20 protein-coding genes are annotated in these 18,235 nt (G+C 71.4%); all 20 read left to right on the top strand.

Annotation, left to right across the window (positions count from 1 at the left end):
- The first annotated feature begins 128 nt into the window (after positions 1-128).
- The 20 genes from AB0K18_RS42865 (at position 129) to AB0K18_RS42770 (ending at position 18,204) form a co-directional block, all read left to right on the top strand.
- Positions 129-1,313 carry a phage terminase large subunit gene (locus AB0K18_RS42865; RefSeq protein ID WP_364926813.1) on the top strand — a complete coding sequence of 395 codons (1,185 nt, stop codon included), beginning with the start codon at positions 129-131 and terminating at the stop codon, positions 1,311-1,313.
- Positions 1,314-1,502: 189 nt separating this feature from the next.
- Positions 1,503-1,976 (top strand): hypothetical protein, encoded by a 474-nt coding sequence (locus AB0K18_RS42860; RefSeq protein ID WP_364926677.1) that lies wholly within the window; start codon positions 1,503-1,505, stop codon positions 1,974-1,976.
- 1 nt (position 1,977) lies between these two features.
- The gene (locus AB0K18_RS42855) at positions 1,978-2,448 is read left to right on the top strand and encodes a hypothetical protein (RefSeq protein ID WP_364926676.1); all 471 of its coding nucleotides are present in this window, start codon (positions 1,978-1,980) and stop codon (positions 2,446-2,448) included.
- Entirely contained in the window at positions 2,449-3,171 is a 723-nt protein-coding gene (locus AB0K18_RS42850; protein WP_364926674.1) for a hypothetical protein, read from the top strand.
- Between the two features lie 13 nt (positions 3,172-3,184).
- A complete protein-coding gene (locus tag AB0K18_RS42845) occupies positions 3,185-4,129 on the top strand; it encodes a hypothetical protein (protein ID WP_364926672.1) in 945 nt (314 codons plus the stop codon).
- Between the two features lie 14 nt (positions 4,130-4,143).
- Complete coding sequence (locus tag AB0K18_RS42840; RefSeq protein WP_364926670.1) at positions 4,144-4,296, top strand: hypothetical protein; 153 nt, start codon at positions 4,144-4,146, stop codon at positions 4,294-4,296.
- A gap of 84 nt (positions 4,297-4,380) precedes the next feature.
- Entirely contained in the window at positions 4,381-5,952 is a 1,572-nt protein-coding gene (locus tag AB0K18_RS42835; RefSeq protein WP_364926669.1) for a phage portal protein, read from the top strand.
- A gap of 24 nt (positions 5,953-5,976) precedes the next feature.
- Positions 5,977-8,958: a phage minor capsid protein gene (locus AB0K18_RS42830; RefSeq protein WP_364926667.1), complete on the top strand. Its 2,982-nt coding sequence runs from the start codon at positions 5,977-5,979 to the stop codon at positions 8,956-8,958.
- Between the two features lie 75 nt (positions 8,959-9,033).
- Positions 9,034-9,870, top strand: a complete 837-nt coding sequence (locus AB0K18_RS42825) for a hypothetical protein (protein ID WP_364926665.1) — start codon at positions 9,034-9,036, stop codon at positions 9,868-9,870.
- Positions 9,871-9,910: 40 nt separating this feature from the next.
- A complete protein-coding gene (locus AB0K18_RS42820) occupies positions 9,911-10,846 on the top strand; it encodes a P22 phage major capsid protein family protein (RefSeq protein ID WP_364926664.1) in 936 nt (311 codons plus the stop codon).
- 75 nt (positions 10,847-10,921) lie between these two features.
- A complete protein-coding gene (locus AB0K18_RS42815) occupies positions 10,922-11,305 on the top strand; it encodes a hypothetical protein (protein ID WP_364926662.1) in 384 nt (127 codons plus the stop codon).
- On the top strand, positions 11,305-11,691 hold the full coding sequence (locus tag AB0K18_RS42810) for a hypothetical protein (protein WP_364926660.1): 387 nt from the start codon (positions 11,305-11,307) through the stop codon (positions 11,689-11,691). Before AB0K18_RS42815 ends, AB0K18_RS42810 begins: the two co-directional genes overlap by 1 nt.
- Positions 11,678-12,019, top strand: coding sequence for a hypothetical protein (locus tag AB0K18_RS42805; protein ID WP_364926659.1), 342 nt, complete (start codon positions 11,678-11,680; stop codon positions 12,017-12,019). Before AB0K18_RS42810 ends, AB0K18_RS42805 begins: the two co-directional genes overlap by 14 nt.
- Positions 12,020-12,021: 2 nt before the next feature.
- On the top strand, positions 12,022-12,420 hold the full coding sequence (locus AB0K18_RS42800) for a hypothetical protein (protein ID WP_364926658.1): 399 nt from the start codon (positions 12,022-12,024) through the stop codon (positions 12,418-12,420).
- A 13-nt stretch (positions 12,421-12,433) separates the two neighbouring features.
- On the top strand, positions 12,434-12,742 hold the full coding sequence (locus AB0K18_RS42795) for a hypothetical protein (RefSeq protein ID WP_364926656.1): 309 nt from the start codon (positions 12,434-12,436) through the stop codon (positions 12,740-12,742).
- Entirely contained in the window at positions 12,739-13,104 is a 366-nt protein-coding gene (locus tag AB0K18_RS42790; RefSeq protein WP_364926654.1) for a hypothetical protein, read from the top strand. Before AB0K18_RS42795 ends, AB0K18_RS42790 begins: the two co-directional genes overlap by 4 nt.
- Entirely contained in the window at positions 13,101-13,547 is a 447-nt protein-coding gene (locus tag AB0K18_RS42785; protein ID WP_364926653.1) for a minor capsid protein, read from the top strand. The genes AB0K18_RS42790 and AB0K18_RS42785 overlap by 4 nt, the downstream gene beginning before the upstream one ends.
- A 69-nt stretch (positions 13,548-13,616) precedes the next feature.
- Positions 13,617-14,090, top strand: coding sequence for a phage tail tube protein (locus AB0K18_RS42780; RefSeq protein WP_364926651.1), 474 nt, complete (start codon positions 13,617-13,619; stop codon positions 14,088-14,090).
- Positions 14,090-14,485 carry a hypothetical protein gene (locus AB0K18_RS42775; RefSeq protein ID WP_364926649.1) on the top strand — a complete coding sequence of 132 codons (396 nt, stop codon included), beginning with the start codon at positions 14,090-14,092 and terminating at the stop codon, positions 14,483-14,485. Before AB0K18_RS42780 ends, AB0K18_RS42775 begins: the two co-directional genes overlap by 1 nt.
- A 260-nt stretch (positions 14,486-14,745) precedes the next feature.
- Positions 14,746-18,204 carry a hypothetical protein gene (locus tag AB0K18_RS42770; RefSeq protein WP_364926647.1) on the top strand — a complete coding sequence of 1,153 codons (3,459 nt, stop codon included), beginning with the start codon at positions 14,746-14,748 and terminating at the stop codon, positions 18,202-18,204.
- Positions 18,205-18,235: the final 31 nt, after the last annotated feature.

Here is an 18,235-nt window from a genome sequence, read left to right as displayed (position 1 = left end):
GCGGCCTCCTCGGCCGAGGGCCGCAAGATGGGCCCGGTCGTCTCGCTGTCCCGCGCGCAGGAGAACAGCATCGCGAATTCTACCGCTCGCATCAATTTGTGGTCCGGTAGTGTGCGCTCGGGAAAACGATAGCCAGTCTGCTGCGTTGGCTCATGTATGTGGCCACGGCACCGCGCGGCGGCAGTCTGGTGATTGTCGGAAAAACAGCCGACACCATTTACAGAAATGTTTTCGAGCCGCTTATGGATCCCTCTTTGACGGGGCCGGTGGCTCGGAGGGTTTTTCACACGCGCGGTGCTCCCACAGCGAATATTTTGGGCCGCCGGATCGAGATCGTGTCCGCCGCCGACGTCCGCTCGGAGTCACGCCTACGTGGTATGACCTGCGCGGGCGCGTACGTGGACGAGGCGTCGCTGATACCGGAAGGGTTCTGGGACCAGCTGCTGGCCCGTCTTTCCGTCCCGGGCGCGCAGCTATTTGCGACGACGAACCCGGACGCGCCTAATCACTGGCTTCGTAAGCGTTTCATCCTGCGCGTGAACGAGCTGGACATGCGTTACTTTCATTTCACGTTGGATGACAACCCGGCGCTGGATCCGGTTTATGTCGCCAACCTGAAATCGGAATATACGGGCCTGTGGTACAGGCGATTCATCCTCGGCGAATGGTGCATGGCCGAGGGCGCGATTTACGACATGTGGGATCCCGACCGCATGATCATCGACGCGCTTCCGCAGATCGAGAAGTGGATCGGGGTCGGCGTCGACTACGGCACCGTCAACCCCCTGTCCGCGATCTTGGCCGGTGTGTCCACGCCGGACCAGCTCGGGCAGCGCCGCCTCATCCTGGCCAGCGAGTGGCGCTGGGACAGCAAGGCCGAACGCCGCCAGCTCACCGACGCCGAGTACTCGACGCGGATCCAGACCTGGCTGGACACCATCCCCGAACCGTACGGGCCGGGCACGATGGGCGTCCGCCCGGACTGGGTCATCGTCGACCCGTCGGCGGCCTCGTTCGTCGCCCAGCTGCACCGCGACGGGCTCGTGCCGACGCTCGGCGACAACGCCGTCCTGGACGGCATCCGCGCCGTGTCCAACCTGATCGCGGCCGACCAGCTCCGCGTCCACCGCTCCTGCACGGGCTGGCTGGGCGAGGTCGGCAGCTACAGCTGGGACGAGCGCAAGGCCGAACGCGGCGATGACAGCCCGATCAAGCTGGATGACCACAGCCTGGACGCCTCGCGCTACATCATCTACACCACCCAATCCGTGTGGCAGCCGCTGCTCGAGCCGGTCGGGCTCGACACCTGGTAGCCGCCTGATCGTCCGCCCCGCATCTCGCGGCCGGGGCGGACCCGCTCCGCGCGCACGCTCCCCGCTGCGCGCGTCGAGCCCGTGCGGTCCTGGCCGCGCGCTGTTGAGGGGCGGCGCGCGGCCAGGACCGCACCCCCTACCCGTAACCCGAGATCGGCGCTGGCCAGCGCCACTATGGAGGGATGGCCTGTGGCCGACTTCGAGTTCAACATCGCCAAGGGCCGCAGCGTCGAGCTCTACCGGCGCGTCCGGCTCGGCGACCCCGCCACCAGCGCCCTGGTGGTCGTCGCCCTGGCCGAGGCCGACATCGAGTCCGACGACGTGCTGAAGGACAAGACCACCCTGGCCGAGGTGCTGTCCGGCGACACCAGCGAGGCGACCAACTCCGGCTACGCCCGCAAGGTTCTCGGCGCGTCCGACCTAGGCGACGCCACGCCCGACTTCGTCAACGACCGCGTCGACATCGACGTGCCCGACCAGACCTGGCTCAACGTCCAGGCCGCCGGAGGCGCCTGGTCGAAGGTGCTGCTGTGCTACCGGCCCGCGACCGGCTCACCCGACTCCGACATCGTGCCCATGACGGCTCACGACTTCAGCATCACGCCGGACGGATCCAACGTGGTGCTGCAGATCGACCCGTCCGGCTTCTTCCGGGCGGTGTGACATGGCCAAGGCTGGTTACTCCGTCATCACCCCGGCCGCCGTGTCGCTCACCGCGGGGAACGCGATCAGCGTGCTCGGCGTCCTGGCCCCGGCGACGTTCGGCCTGGAAATCAAGAAGATCCGCGTCGGCACGCTGGGCACCTCCGCCGCCGTCCCCGGCGACATCGAGCTCTGCGCGGCCACGTTCGCCGCTGAGGCGCCCGGCGGCAGCAGCTCCACCACGGTGTCGCCGCAGCAGATCTACGGCCCGCGCATCCCCGCCGCGTTTCTCTCCGGCGCGGCCTGGACAACGGAGCCGACCTCACTCACGGTGATCGACTCCTGGACGCTGACGCCCAACAGCGGCACCGTCCTCTATGACCTGCCGCTCGGCGACAGCCCCGACTGCGTGCCGGAGACCGGCTTCGTGCTGCGGGCCCGCTTCGCCGCCGCGGTGCAGCTGAAGGCGACCCTGTGGGTCGAGCGGTGCTGAATGCCCACCGTCCGCCCGGAGACGTACCAGACCGCCAACCCGCCTAACGCGATCCCCCGCCCGTCCACCGCGGTGTCGGGTGACTTGCTGCTGGCGTTCGTGGCTTATGAGTATCCCGAGTTCGATGCGGCCCTGACCGGCGGCACACCCGAGTGGGTGCCGCTGGCGTCGAAAAGCACCGTCTCGCCCACTGCGGACGGCGTCCTGACCAGCGGCTTCTGGTGGAAACCCGCCGGGACCACGGCGGACACTGGGTGGCGGCTCGACTTTGACAGCGGCCCCACGTTCATGGTCATGACGATCATCGCCGTGACCGGCACGCTGCTCGAGGCGCCGCCGTACACCGTGTCGGCCGATCAGGGCGGCACGGGCTCGCCGATCACGACGGTGACCAGCCCTGCGGGGCCATCCCCGAACGCCGAGGACCTCGAGCTGCGGTGGGTGGCCGGCGACAACTACCTCACCGAGGCCACCCGGGCGTGGTCCTCGCCGGCGGGCACCAGCGAGATCGCCGACCTCGACGCCGGATACCTGACGGGGCAGCTCACCGCAGAGACCCTGACGGGGCCGTCCACCAGCGAGCGCACCCACACGATTACGGGCGGCGGCGTCTACTCCGCGCACGGCTTCACGCTGCGCATCCCGGGTCTGGCGCCCCCGGCGGCGACCGCGCCTGTCGTGCTGACTCCGACCGCCGCCGCGCACCGCGCCACGAGCTGGTAGAGGAGGCGGCGACATGGCCCGTGCCGGCCGCGCATACCCCAACGTCGCTGTGCTGGTCCGTGGCGCGGACGTCCTGGCACGGAAGGTCGAGGGCCGCGGCGAGGCGCTGCCGGTGCTCGCCGCCCGCTCCCAGGCCGCCGGCCGCGCTGACGGGGCCGGCCACGCCCAGCCGGTGACCGCGACGAAGACGATCGTGATCGGGCAGGTCCTCGGCGGCGGCGCTGCCGCTCCGGCCGGGGCCGCCCACATGCGTGTCCTCGGCCGTGTCACCGGCATGGGCACGGCCGTCCCCGTCATGCGGCACACGGTTCGCGAGATCGGGCAGGCCGCCGGCTCCGGCCAGGCCCTGCCGGTCCGCGCCGACGTGATCGCCAATTTGGTGACCAGCGTCGGCCAAGCCCGGCCGATGGGCGCCGCGAAGGCCCTCGCCACGCACCCGGCGGTCGGCATCGGCCAGGCCCGGCCGGTCACCCACGCGCAAGGAGGGCCGCTCGGCCGCGTCACCGCCGCCGGCGTCGCCCTGCCGCTGCGCTCCGTCAAGACCAACACCATCGGCCAGGCAGTCGGCGCCGGTGCCGCGCGCCCGGTGCTGCGCCGTACCCCGCCGCTGCGGGTCGGGCTGCCCAAGCGGGCCTGGTCGGCGCGCTACCTCGGGAGGGGGACAGCCGTGGAACCGATGAGCGACCTGTCGCTGGAGTTCCTGCGCTTCTGGGTCGACAACGCCCTCGGCAGCGAGCAGGTCGAGATCGCCTTCACCACCCCGGGCGTGAAGCCCACCGAAGGCCAGTGGAACCCGGCGAGCTGGGGCCCCACCGGCAAGGGCGGCGCCGAGGCCCGCATCCGTGTCGGGCCCGGGGGCGGCGTGGTCCTTCCGGACGGCACCTACCAGGGCTGGGTGCGCGTCACCCGCCCCGACGAGCGGCCGGTGCTGCAGTCCGGCCTCGTCCCCATCATCTGATCCTTGGAGCCCCTGTGACGTTTGACGAGGCCCTGGCCAACGCGACCCGCCTGCTCTCCTTCGCCGAGGCCGACGCCACCAACCTGGCGCTGATGGAGCGGCTCGAATCGCTGGCCGACTCGTGGCTGTCCGTGGCCGCCCTGATCACAGAACGGGAGCGGGTGTGATGCCGCTGCCGATCCATGATCACGACCAGCCTTGTCCACGAGGTACGTGCTTCCACTCACTGATGACTGCGGGGAGAAGGTGTCATGCCGCTTCCTGATCGTGATCAAGAGTGGCCGCCGCCGTGGCTGAAGCCCGTGCAGCGCCTCTACATCCAGCACGGCGCCTGGTACTCGGGAGACCCCGACCGGCTGTCCAAGGCCTACGGCGCGGACGTGGTTCCCGGCATCGGCCTGGACCTGAAGGGCTGGGACCGGCCCATGGCCAACAGCGGCGGCTTCCTCGGCCGGGTTAGCCGGTTCTTCTGGGGGTCGCCCACCCCGGCAGGCCAGAGCCGCAGCACGAAGCTTCACGTCCCGCTCGCCGGCGACATCAGCTCCACCAGCGCTGACCTGCTGTTCAGCGAACCGCCGACGCTGCGCGTGCCCGGCAAGAAGTCCCAGAACCGGCTGGACAAGATCCTCACCGAGGGCAGCGTGTATCCGTCGCTGCTGGAGGCCGCCGAGATCGCCTCCGCCTACGGCGGCGCGTACCTGCGCGTCGGCTGGGACACCACCATGGCGGAGTACCCGGTGGTCGACATCATTCCGCCGGACGCCAGCGTGCCCGAGTTCGTCAGCGGTCGGCTGTGGGCGGTGACGTTCTGGCGCGTCGTGGCCGAGGACAACAAGCAGGTGCTCAGGCACCTCGAGCGGCACGAGCGCGGCCGGGTCTACCACGGCCTCTACCTGGGCGACGAGCGCCGCCTGGGCATCCAGATCCCGCTGACCGAGCACCCGGAGACGGCGGGGTTCGCCGAGCTGGTCGACGAGTCCGGCGGGTTCGACAGCGGCTACGACAAGGGGCTGCTGGTCAGTTACATCCCGAACATGCGCCCCCACCGGCGCCTGCGGGGGACGCAGCTCGGCCGCAGCGACTACAGCGGCGTGGAGCCGCTCATGGACGCGCTGGACGAAACGTACACGTCGTGGCTGCGTGACCTGCGGCTCGGCAAGGGCCGCATCGTGGTCCCCGAGGTGTACCTGCAGAACACCGGGCGCGGCCGGGGCAGCCTGTGGGATCCCGACCGGGAGATCTACTCCGGGATCGGGATGCTGCCGCCGCCGGGCGGCGGCGGCAGCAACATGCTGACCGTCAGCCAGTTCGCCATCCGCACCGAGGAGCACGCGGCCACCGCCAAGGCGCTGGTCGCGCAGATCCTCCGGGGCGCGGGCTACTCCACGCAGACGTTCGGCGAGGCCAGCAACGACGTCGTGGCCACCGCGACGGAGATCCACTCCCGAGAGCGCAGGTCGTTCACGACCCGGGCGCGGAAGATCGGCTACTGGAACCCGACCCTGGCATGGCTGGCCGACGTGCTGCTCACCGTCGACCGGGTGGTGTTCGGCACGAAGGTCAGCAGCGACCGCGCGACGGTGGAGTGGCCGGACGGCGTCACCCCCGACCCGGAGGCGGTCGGCCGGACGGTCAACCTGCTCAAGCAGGCCGAGGCCGCCAGCGCCGACATGCGCGTGCGGATGGTCCACCCCGAGTGGGACGACGAGCAGGTCGAGGCCGAGGTCGAGCGGATCCGCCGGGAGAAGATGGCCGAGTTCGGCGAGGACGCCGACCCGTACGTGGAGGCGTACCTGCCGCGCGACGACGACCTCGCGGTCTAAGGGGCACGCGCCTGGGAGGTGGTCGTGGCCTCCCGCACCATGGAGCCGATCACGGAGGACGCCCAGCACGCGCTGCGGGTCGCGCAGATGATCCAGCAGATCTACCTCGACGCCGAGGACAGCCTGTTCCAGTCGCTGGCCGATCACCTGTGGCGGGCGGCCGACCGTACGGCCCGCACCGAGGGCCGCCGGGCGCGGCTGCAGCGCATGCGCGAACGCCTGGACGCCGGCGGGATGACCGACCGCCAGCGGCGGGAGATGCTCGCCGACCTGCCGGCGCTCGCCCGCGAGGACGACGACCCGCGCATGGTGCGCGAGTACCTGGAGCGGCGCTCGCGCGAGATCAAGGCGCTGCGCCGGGAGGCCGGGCGGATCATCGCCCGGCTCGAGCGGCGGGTGTTCCCCACTGTGGTGGAGGCGGTCACCGCGGCGTGGCGGCGCGGCGTGGCCAGCGCCATCGACGACATCAACAACCTGGGCGGCCGGCAGGGTATCCCGGCCGGGCAGGGCGTGGTCGAGCTGGCCCGCCAGATCGTGCGGAACCTGCGCCGCCGCCACGTGTCGGCGCTGCGCACCATCGACGATGAGTTCCAGGAGGTCAACCGGTCGTTCGTCGGGCGGGCGCTGACCGGCGCCGAGACGATCGACCAGGTCGTCGAGCGGGAGCTGAGGGATTACGCGCGGCGCGGCGTCACCCGGTTCGTCGACCGGGCGGGGAAAACCTGGGACCTGCCGACGTATGCCGAAATGACGGTGCGCACGTCGGTCATCCGTGCGGCGTCGGACGGGCATGTCCGCACCCTGGCGGCCAACGGCCACCGGTTCGTGATCGTGTCCCGCGACGCGATCACCTGCCCGCGCTGCGCGCCGTTCGAGGGCGAGATCCTCGCCATCGCCGACGACGGCCCGACCGGCGAGGTCGAGGTGACGCACTTCCTGACCGACGAGCCGATGACGATCGAGGTGCGCGCCACGATCGAGTTCGCCCGCCGTGTCGGCCTGCAGCACCCCAACTGCGGCCACAGCATGTCCCTGTACACGCCGGGCGTCACCCAGCGTCCGGCGCGGCCGGCGTCCACCGCCACCTACGAGGACGCCCAGCAGCAGCGCCGCCTGGAGCGGGAGCTGCGCACCGCCAAGCGGATCGCGGCCACGGCGCGTACCCCTCGCGAGCAGAAGGATGCCCGCGCCAAGGCGCGGCGGCTGTCGGCGCAGCTGGACGAGCTGGCCGAGGCCAAGGGGCTGCCGCGCCGCCGCCGGCAGGAGCGGGTGCGCGGCCTGACCCGCGAGGAGGTCGAGGCGGCCCGGCAGAGCCGGATCAGGGTGGGCCGGGCGACCCGGTCCGCCCGGCGGACGCTCGAGCGCGCCTCGCCGCGGCCCGCGGCCGCGGGCGCGCGAAGGCCGCCGCCGTCGACCGGCGGCGCCCCCATGGACGGAGAGCCGGAGCCGGAAGGCGGCGCGACAGGCGGAGGCGGAGCACCGGCGGGACCGGGCGGCGACGGGCAGGGCCCGGCGCCGCTGCAGGACGCCCGCCGCATGCAGGCCGGCGACCAGCCGCCCGCCGAGCAGGAGCAGCCCGAGCCGCAGCTGTGGACACGCGATCTGCCCGACCCGGCGGCCAGGCCCTCCTGGTACAGCCAGGAGGAGCTGGACGACCGGCAGCTCATCACAGAGCCGGACGGCTCCCAGATCGTCGTCGTGGCCGGTGAGGTGATCGGGAGAGTGCGGCAGAGCCAGGCCCGGCCGGGCCAGTGGATCGCGCAGCACGTCGACCGCACCCAGGTCGGCAGGCGCATGATCGGCTCGCAGGAGCGGGCGATCGACGAGCTGCTGCGGCAGACGCAAGAGCGCTGGCGCAGGTCCCACCCGGACGCGGAGCCGTCCGAGCCGCCCCGCGTGCGCGGAGATGAGCAGGCGCAGCGCGCCGAGGAGAACGAGCGCCTGGAGCGGCTGCAGCGCGAGGTGCGTGCGGCCGGCCGGGCGAGGGACGCGGCCGAGGACCGGGTGCGGGAGGCGCAGGAGGCCGCCGACGCCAACGGGCCCGGCCGGCGTCCCGAGGACGTCGCGGCCGACCGGCGGCGGCTGGTGGCGGCGCAGGCCGAGGCCCGCCGTGCCCGCGAGGCGTACGAGGAGGTCGGGCAGCGGTTCCGTGAGCACCGCGACGGCATGTTCGCGCGGCGCCGGGCGGCGCAGGCCGCCGCTCCGGCCGCCGAGCAGACCGCCGGTCAGGCGTCGCCGGTGGAGCTGGCGCAGCGGATCGCCGAGGCGCAGGAGCGCGCGGACCGCGCCGCGGCGCAGGTGCGCGAGCGGTACGCCGAGCAGGAGGCCAGGCTGCGTGAGCGGTACGCCCGCCAGCGGCAGGAGGCCGAGGAGGCCGCTCGCGCGGCGGCCGAGGACGACGACCCGTTCGGCGGCGGCGGCCAGTGGGCTGCCGAGAAGAAGCTGCGCGACCTGGACCGGCAGCTCGCCGACGAGGTGCGGCGGCTGCAGGCCCGCCGCGACCAGGACATCGCGCGCCTGCCCGAGCGAAGGCAGCTCAACGAGGCGCAGGTGGCCAGGGCGCGGGCGCTGACCGCGCGGGCTCAGGCCGCCGAGCGGGCGGAGCCGACCCCCGCCGAGCGGGGGCAGCGCGAGCAGGCCGAGGCGGCATACCAGCGGGCGCAGGCCGAGCTGGTGGCCGCCAACACCGCGCGGCAGGAGGCGGAGGCCGAGGCGGACCGGGCGGAGCGCGCGGTCGCGCAGGCGCAGCGCGCCCTGCAGGAGGCTCCGCGCGGGCAGCGCTCGCGGGCGCAGGACGCGCTCCGGCAGGCCCGCAATGCCGCGGCCGCGGCGCGCGTGCAGGCGCGGTCGCTGGCCGAGACCGCGCAGAGGGCCGGTGAGGCGGCTCGCGCCACCAGGGAGGCGCTGCTGAAGCTGCAGCGCTCGACCGTGGCTGACGACGAGGAGGCGCGGCTGGACCGCGCCGATGACCGCAGCGACGCCGGCAGCAAGTGGGAGCAGATGTAGCGCCCACGACCACATGTTCCCGGGGGTTCGCCCAGGTGGCGGCCCCCCTTTTCCATGTCGCCTGAAGGGGCATTCATGCACGATTCGCTCGCGGACGAGCAGACGCCCGGCGCGCTGCTCGGCTACCGCAAGGACGGCAGGCCGATCTACCTCATCGCGGGCGGGGCCCCGGATGACGGCGGGGAGGGCACTGCCGAGGAGGAGACCGGGCAGGACCCGGCTGCTCCACCCGAGCCCGCTGGCGAGCCCAGCACCGAGCCCGAGCCCGTCAAGGACGACGCTCGCACGATCAACGACTTGCCGGCGTGGGCGCAGAAGGAGCTGCGGCGGGCGCGTACGGACGCCGTCAACTACCGGACCAAGCTGCAGGAGGCGCAGGCCGCTGCGGACGCTGCCACCGCCGCGCAGGGCCCGAACGCCGAGGAGCTGCAGACCCAGGCCCAGCAGGAACTGGCCCAGCGCATCGGCAAGGCTCTCGGGCTGATCCCCGAGGAGGAGCAGAAGCCGGTCGACCCGCAGGAGATCATCCAGCGGCTCACCTCCGAGCGCGACCAGACCGCGCAGGAACGCGATCAGGAGCGCGACCTGCACCGCCGGGCGATGGTCGAGCTGGCCGTGCACAAGGCGTCCGGCAAGCTCGGCGCCGACCCTGAGGCGCTTCTCGATTCGCGCAGCTTCTTGCGCGCGATCAACGACTTCGATCCCCAGGCGGATGGGTTCCAGACCTCGCTTGACGAGGCGATCACCTCCGCGATCGAGAGCAACCCCAAGTTCAAGAGCGCGGCGACGGCTGGTCCTCCGCAGCGCTCGGGTGGCGACTTCACCGGCGGGTCCGGTGGGCGCAGCTCTGACCCGGAGCTCATGTCCATCGACGACTTCCGCAAGGCGCGCAAGGCGAAGAAGACCGCCTGATAAGTCGTCTTTCCCGTTCCCCGTAAAGGAGTAGGCCGCCGTGCCTAACAACTTTCTGACGCCCACCGTCATCGCCAAGCAGGCGCTTGCGACGCTTTACGAGACCTGCGTCATGGCGCAGCTTGTGCACCGTGACTACGATACCGAGTTCGCCGCCCGCATCGGCGACACGGTGAACGTCCGGAAGCCCGCCGTGTTCACCGCACACGAGTACACGAGGCCGGAGGGCATCCAGATCCAGAACGCCGAGGAAGACAGCATCCCGGTTCGTCTGAATCACTTCGCTGACGTTTCTTTCGCGGTCACCACGGAGGAGCTAACTCTCGAAATCGAGGATTTCGGGATGCAGCTCCTCAATCCCGCGATGGAGGCCATCAGCCAGAAGATCGATCGGGATATTCTGGCTCTGAGGGACGACATTCTGCAGGAGGTCGGCCAGGAAGGTCAGTGGCCTTCCAACCCGGCCGGAATCAACAAGTACGAGTGGCACAACCCGCGCACGGCCATCGACGCCAGGCGCGTGTTGAACCAGCGTAACGTGCCTGCGAGTGATCGTTACGCGGTCGTCGGGCCGGAAATCGAGGCCCGCTGGCTGGGCGACGACCTCTTCAATAGGGCCGACGCCCGAGGCGACACCGATGGTCTTCGAGAGGCTTCTCTGGGCCGCAGGGTGTTCGGTTTCGACCCTTACCAGACGCAGAATATTCACATTCCTGCGCAGGTTTCCGGGGCGTCCACGACCGAGGTCGGCGTGGCTTTCCACAGGACCGCTTTCGCGCTCGTCACCCGCCCTCTGGTTCTTCCTCAGGGCGCGGCGAACGCTGCCGTCGAGTCGTACAAGGGATTCGGTCTCCGAGTCGTCATGGATTACGACATCGACAAAAAGCAAGACGTGGTTTCCATCGACTGCCTTTACGGCACGAAGACGCTGGATCCGAATCGCGCGGTCCTCATCAAGGGCGCGGACGTCGCGTAGTTCACGACGAAAAATAGGGGCCCGCTGAAAAAGGCGGGGCTCCCCTTTTCTCCGGAGCCTTTGAGAGGGGCCCACATGGGTTACAAGACCCACAGCATCGACGGGCGGATGGGCGAGATCAGCCTGGCCCACGTCCGCACCTACACCAAGACGGCCGTCATCCCGGAGGGGACGGCCGGCACGTACGCCCTGGCCTACGTCCCGGTCGCGGCCACCATCACCGCGGTCCGCATCTACCGGCAGGGCGGCACCGCCGCCTCCGTGCAGGTCACCAACGGCGCCTCCAACGTGCTGGCCGCGCCGCTGGCATCCACCACCGACTCGTGGGCGTCCAGCACGGCGGTCAACAACGCCGACGTCCCGGCCGGCGGCGCCGTCAACGCCGTCCTGTCGGGCACATCCGGCACGCCCGGCTCGGTGACCGTCCAGGTCGACTTCCTGACTGCGGTGCCCGCCTGATGTGGATCTACCGCAACTCGCAGACCGGGCAGGTGACCGAGCTGGCCGCCCGGTCGCCGCGCCTGGACGCGCTGGCCAACTGGCAGCTCATCGGCGCTCCGGCGGACGAGGAGCCGGATCCGACCGGCGTGGGGCGGGCGCTGCCCAGCGACCCCGCACCCGCCGCCGATCCGGCCGCCGTCCCGGCCGCCGCCGAGGCCGGCCCGCCCGCCACGGCTACCGGCGGCGAGGCGGCGGCCGAGCTGCTGTCCCGGCCGCCCGACAACGCCCCCAAGGCCGTGTGGGTCGCCTACGCGGTCGCCCTGGGAGCCACGGAAGCCGACGCCCGCGCCTTGAAGAAGGAGGCGCTCATCGAGGAGTACGGAGGCACCGATGGCGAGGACTGACCTCACCCCGGCATCCACCTCACGCACCGGCCTGGCCTGGTCGGGCACGCCCGCCAACGTCGACGGCCACGCCTTCGGCGACAACGGCCGCCGCCTGGTGCGCATCAAGAACACCGCTGACGCGGCCCGCACGGTGACCGTCCCGACCGCGCTGCAGGTGGACGGCCTGGAGGTGGAGGACCTGGACGTGCCCGTCCCAGCCACCACCGGAGACGTCACCATCGGCCCTTTCACGCCCATCTACCGGCAGCCCAACGGCAAGGTCCACCTCGACTACGACGACGCGGACGGCCTGTCGGTGCAGCTGATCGAGTACCCGGCGGGCTGACCATGCAGCCCGTCTACGCCACCGCCGACGACTACCGGGCCTACACCTCGCAGGAGCCGCCGGAGGACATCGACCGGCGGCTGGCGCGGGCGAGCGAACGGATCGACGAACTGCTGCGCGGCGCCTGGTACCCGATCGACGAGGCCACGCAGATGCCGACCGAGCCCGACCACCTCGAGGCGATCGGCCGCGCCACCTGCGCCCAGGCCGCGTGGATGAGGGCAGTGGGCGACGAGTACGGCGTCGCCGCCGCGTTCTCCGACGTCAAGATCGGCTCCGTCAGCCTGAAGCGGTCCGGCGGCGACAACTCCGGTCCGGCACGGCACGCGCCGGACGCCGTGTCCATCCTCCAGCTCGCCGGGCTGCTGCCGGGCTACGTGTTCGACGCCGCGACCTGGTGACGGGAGGCCGCCGATGCTTCCCGAGTGGCTGCTGCAGCACGAGGCCACCATCGAGCCGTACCTGGGCGACGGCGCGTACGGGCCGGTCTGGGGGGCCGCCGTCACCGTGCGGTGCCTCGTCGACGACGAGCGCCGCCTGGTCCGCGACGAGCAGGGCCTGGAAGTCGTCTCCGACACGACGATCTTCTTCCCGCCCGGCACCGTCTGCCCGGCCGGATCCCGCGTCACGGTCAACGACCGCTCCATCACCGCGATCACCGCGTTCAACCGCGACGCCGGGCTGCTGCCCGTCCCCGCCCACGTGGAGGTGGTGTGCCGGTGACCAGCAAACGCATCAGCGGAGCCGAACTCGACCTGAAGGTCAACCCGGCCGAGCTGAGCGCCCGCCAGCGGCAGGCGCTGCTCGCCGGGCTGAACCACGCGGCCGAGGAGACCCGCACCTACGCCGTCGAGCTGACCCCGAAGGACCGCGGCATCCTGCGCGCCAGCGCCGAGGTGTCCGTCGACCCGGTCGAGCTCGAGGCCGCCATCTCCTACAACACGACCTACGCCGTCTACGTGCACGAGCGGCTGGAGCTGCGGCACCGCATCGGCGAGGCGAAGTTCCTGGAGAAGGCGATGATCGCCAAGGCCGGCGACATCGAGGCCATCGTCGGCAAGTACCTGGAGAAGGTGTTCCAGTGACCTGGACGCGCACGCTGCTGTCCGGGCTGGCCGAGCATCTGGCCGCTTCCGGCGCCGGGACGTGGCACCCCAACGGCATCTACGCCGCCCACGAGGTGGCCATCACGATCGGCGGCCTGCCGGCGGCGCCGGACACCGCGATCACGCTGGCCGTGTACGGCGTCGGCCCCGGCGGCGACGACCCGACCGACCCCGACTCCCACGTTCTCGTCCAGGCCCGCATCCGCGCCGGCCAGGACCCGCGCGCCGTGGACGACCTGGCAGATGCGGTGTTCGACGCGCTGCACGGCCTGTCCGACGTCGTGCTCGACAGCGGCGTGCTGCTGCTGCAGGCGCTGCGCACCGTGGTCGCGCCGCTCGGCGTGGACGGCTCCGGCCGCTGGGAGCGCGCGGACTCCTACGCCATCCGGGTCCACCGGCCCACCGCACACCGGCCGGGCTGACCCCATTTACCCACATCAGGCGGTAAGTGAATCCACTTACCGTCCTTCTGTCACGCAAGGAGGGTGGCCGTGGCACTGCGATCGCTGCTGGCCAAGGACTGGGTGCTCGAGGTCAACACCTCCGGCACCGCCGAAACCCCGGTCTGGACCCCGGTCAAGGGCCTGACCAGCATGGAATTCAGCCTCGACGCCGAAACCGAGGACGACAGCGACTTCGACAGCAACGGCTGGGGCTCGGAGGTCGTCACCCAGCGCACGTGGTCGCTGGAGATCGAGGGCCGCCGCAAGCGCCAGACCGACTCGGCCAGCTTCGTGGCCGATCCCGGGCAGGAGTTCCTGCGCCAGGCCGGCCTGGTCGTCGGCCTGACGGCGAACGTCGACGTGCGCTGGTACCGCAAGGACGGCGCCCCCGACGCGTTCCGGGGCACCGCGGCCGTCCAGTACGGCGGCGGCGGTGGCGAGGTCACCGACCTCGAGCCGTTCGAGGTCGAGCTGACCGGCCAGGGCGAGCCGGAGCAGATCGAGAACCCGGTGGCCGCCTGATGGCCAAGTTCAAGGATCTCGACGAGTTCTTCGACGACGGGCTGGCGCTGCCGGTCGGCGGCAAGACCTACCGCATCCCCGCCCCCTCGGCCGAGGTGGGCCTGTACTGCCAGCGCCTGGCCGAGGCCGGCGTCGCCGCCGCCAACGGCAAGGACGCACCCGAGGCGGAGCTGGACGACGTGCGCGAGCTGGACCTGTACCAGAAGGTCCTGGGCCCGGTGTACGACGAGCTGATCGCGGACGGCGTGTCCTGGCCGAAGATCAAGCACGTCGGCATCACGGCGTTCATGTGGACGGCCGGTAACGACGAGGCCGCCGCCGCGTACTGGGAGAAGGGCCCGGAAGCGGCGGCCCCGGCGGCGACGGGACGCGCGGCGGCCCGCTCGACGAGCTGACGGGGCTGCGCGACTGGTACGAACCGGACGGCCTCTCGGCGAAAGGCGGCGAGGCCGTCTCCTGGTCGGCGCTGCTGGAGCGGTGGGCCCTGATCGAGGCCGACCTGCATTCGGAGTACGGCATCGATCTCGACTCCCCCGGGGTGCTCACCTCCCGCACCTGGCGGTGGCTCAGGTCGCGCATCTTCGGGCTTTTGTCCGCCGACACCCGCATCTGCCGCGCCCTCGCCCCGCCCGACGACAAACGCCGGAGGTGACCCGTGGGCCTGCACGTCGGCGAGCTGTTCCTCACCATCAGCCTGCGCGACCACGTGATCTCGCCGCTGCAGCAGGTCCTGGCCAAGGCCCGCGCCTCCAGCCCGCTGTTCGCGTCGCTGATGGACGGCATGGGCGCCGCCGCTTCGGCGATGGGCGACGCGATCACCTCGGCGGCCAAGCGCGCCGGGATCGCGCTGGCCGAGATGGCGCTGGAGGCGGTGCTGTCGGGATCGCGGCTGGGCGACGCGGTGCTCGGCATCATGCACAGCCTCGGCGGGCTCGGCGGCGTGATCTCCAAAGTGTCCGCCGCGTCTCACCTGTTCACCGGCGCGATGGGCACCATGGGCGTGGCTGCGCGCTTCTTCGGCTCGGAGTCCGGCCGAAGTTTCCTGCGCGTGGCCGCCGTGCTGGCGCTGCTCGTCGCCGCCGTCATCATCGCCCGGAAGGTCATCAACGGCGAGCTGGGCGCGATGCGCGGCGCGTTCCTGGCGTTGTCGCCGGTCGCGCTCGCGGTCCACCTGGCCAGCACCGCGATCGGCAAGGCGTTCGACGCGATCCGGCCGCGCATCCAGGCCGCGGCCGCGGGCGTCGCGGCCGGCGTGCGCGGCATGTGGGCCTCGACCGAGGAGATGCGCGACCGCGTCACCGGCGCCTTCGAGCGGGTGAGGTCGGCCATGACCGCGCTCGGCCGGGCGCAGACCGCGTGGTCGGTCATCTCGGGCACGGTCCGCATGTCAAGCCGGACGGTGCTCTCCGCGCTCGGCACCATGTCCACCGGCCTGCTCAACTTCGGGTCGTCGGCGCTGACGGCCACGCCGATGGTGCTCGGCATGGCCGCCAAGAGCGGCATGGCGCTGGCCGGGATCGGCGTGGCCGGCGTCGCCATGGGCGGCGTGCTGGCCGGCGTGTTCGCCGGGATCACGGCCGGGATCGCGGTCATCGGCATCAAGGCCGCGATGGAGTCGGCCAAGGTCAAGGCCGCTTTCGCCGACCTGAAGAAGTCCGTCCAGGCGGACCTGGCGCAGGCCGCGTCCGTGCTGGAGGGGCCGCTGACGCAGGCGGCCGGGTCGCTGAAGGCGATGTTCTCCAGCCAGATCGCGCCCGCCCTGCAGCAGATGTTCACCCAGATCGCGCCGCTCATCGGCCAGTTCACGGCCGGGCTGAGCCAGTTCCTGACGCCGATGCTGCCCGCCATCCAGGGCGTGGTCGGCGCGGTGGCGCCGATGCTGTCGGCGCTGGCCGGCAGCCTGGGCACCTTCGGCAGCCAGCTCGCCGGTTTCCTGGCGCCCATCAGCGCCGCCCTGCAGGCCAACAGCGGGCTGCTGGCCACCTTCGTGACCGGGCTCGGCGGGGTGCTGCAGGCGATCGGGCCGCTGCTCGGCGTCCTGGTCGAGCTGGCCGGGTCGCTGACCGGACCGCTGATGTCGGGGCTGACGCTGATCGCGCAGACCCTGGCCGGGCAGCTCGGTCCCGCCCTGTCGCAGCTGTCGCCGGTCCTCGGCGGCATGATCACCAGCTTCGCGCAGCTCGCCGCGGCGCTGATCCCGCTGCTGCCGCCGGTGCTGCAGCTCGTGGCGGCCTTCGCCTCGTCGCTGATGCCGGTGCTGGTGCAGGTGGGCCAGACCCTGGCCACCGCCCTGCTGCCGGTGATCACCCAGCTCCGGCCCATGATCACGCTGATCGGTACGGCGTTCGGGCAGCTCGTCACCGCGCTGCTGCCGTTGCTGCCGCCGATCGCGCAGCTGGTCACGGCGCTGATCACCGGGCTGGTCCCGGCGATCACTCCGCTGCTGCCGATGGTCGGGCAGATCGCCGCCGCGCTCGGCGGCGTCCTGGTGCAGGCGATCTCGGTGCTGGTCGCGGCCATCACGCCGCTGCTGCCGCCGATCTCGGAGATGGCCGTGCTGTTCGGGCAGACCATCCAGCAGGCGATCGTCGCGCTGTCGCCGATCTTCACGCAGCTCGCGACGATCATCGGCCAGCTGATAGCGGCCGTTCTGCCGCTGCTGCCGCCGATCATGCAGCTGGCGACCAGTCTGCTGCCGCCCCTGGTGCAGCTGGTCACGACGCTGTCGCCGATCCTGCTGGGCCTGGCCACGATCTTCACCAAGATCGTGTCGGCGGTGACGCCGTTCCTGCCGCCGCTGATCGAACTCGGGTCGAGCGTGTTGCCGCTGGTCATCAGCATCGTCACCGCCCTGGCCAAGGTGCTGACCGGAGATTTCCAGGGCGCCTGGGACACGATCAAGAAGGGCGTCCAGCAGTTCGCCCAGACCATCACCAGCGCCTTCAAGAAGCTGTGGACCCTCGGGTCCGACCTCGTGGCCGGCATCAAGAACGGCTTCGTCAACGCCTGGAACAGCTTCACCAGCGCGGTCGGCAACCTGTTCTCCGGGTTCATCTCCTGGATCAAGAATCTGCTCGGCATCGCCTCGCCGTCCACCGTGATGGCCGGGATCGGCTCCGACACCGCCAAGGGCTGGGTTCAGGGTCTGCTCGGCCAGGAGCAGTCCATCAAGGACACGGCGGGCAAGCTCACCAACGCGGTGCTGTCGGCCTTCAAGTCCGGCTCCATCAGCGAGGGCGTCAAGGACACCCTGGTGGAGGCCGTGCAGGCGGGCAACACCAGGCTGCAGGCGCTGGCTAAGGAGCGCGAGCAGATCGCCAAGACGCTCGCCGACGCCATGGCCTACGTCAGCCAGGTTTCCGACCAGGTCCGGGACTGGGCGTCGTTGTCGTCGCTGGGGCTCGGCAGCGGGCAGGGCCAGCAGCCGGTCACCGCGCAGAACATCGAGGCGGGCCTGCAGGCCCGCCTGGCGCGGGTCCGCACCTTCGCCAACGTGATCAAGAAGCTGGCCAAGCGCGGCCTGTCGAAGTCGCTGCTGCAGCAGGTCATCGAGGCGGGCCCGGACGGCGGCGTGGAGCTGGGGCAGGCGATCCTGGAGGCGGACGCCGCCACCTTCAAGTCGATCAACTCGGCCGCCGGGATGATCGACAAGGCCGCCAAGCAGGCGGGCAAGAACGCCGCCGACGCGCTTTTCGACGCTGGAAAGAACGCCGGCAAGGGCTTCCTTACCGGCCTGACCAGCCAGAAGAAGCAGATCGAGGCGGCGATGAAGGACATCGCCAACGCCCTGGTCGCGCAGATCAAGAAACAACTCAAGATCAAGTCGCCGTCCAGGGTGCTCGCCGACATCGGCGTCAACACGGTGGCCGGCATGGTCACCGGCATGAACGCCTCGGCCGCCGCCGTGGTGGCCACCGCGCGCAGCATCGCCGGGCAGGTCGCCACCGGGCTCACGCCCGCGGCCGGGCTCGGCAGCACCGGCCAGAAGATCGCGGCCCGAGGGTCGGCCGCCCCGGTGACGGTCAACGTCACCAACAACTACCCCCAGGCCGAGCCGACGTCCCGCACGGTCAACCGCGGCCTGCAGTACGCGTCCATGCTCGGCCTCGTCTGACCCGCCGCGCGCCACCTCCGCTTCCGGACCC

The organism is Nonomuraea sp. NPDC049421, assembly GCF_040677005.1.
In the GTDB taxonomy this organism is placed as follows: Bacteria; Actinomycetota; Actinomycetes; order Streptosporangiales; family Streptosporangiaceae; genus Nonomuraea; species Nonomuraea salmonea.
Note: the sequence above shows the minus strand (reverse complement) of the source record. Positions and strands in the feature narration are given on the sequence as shown.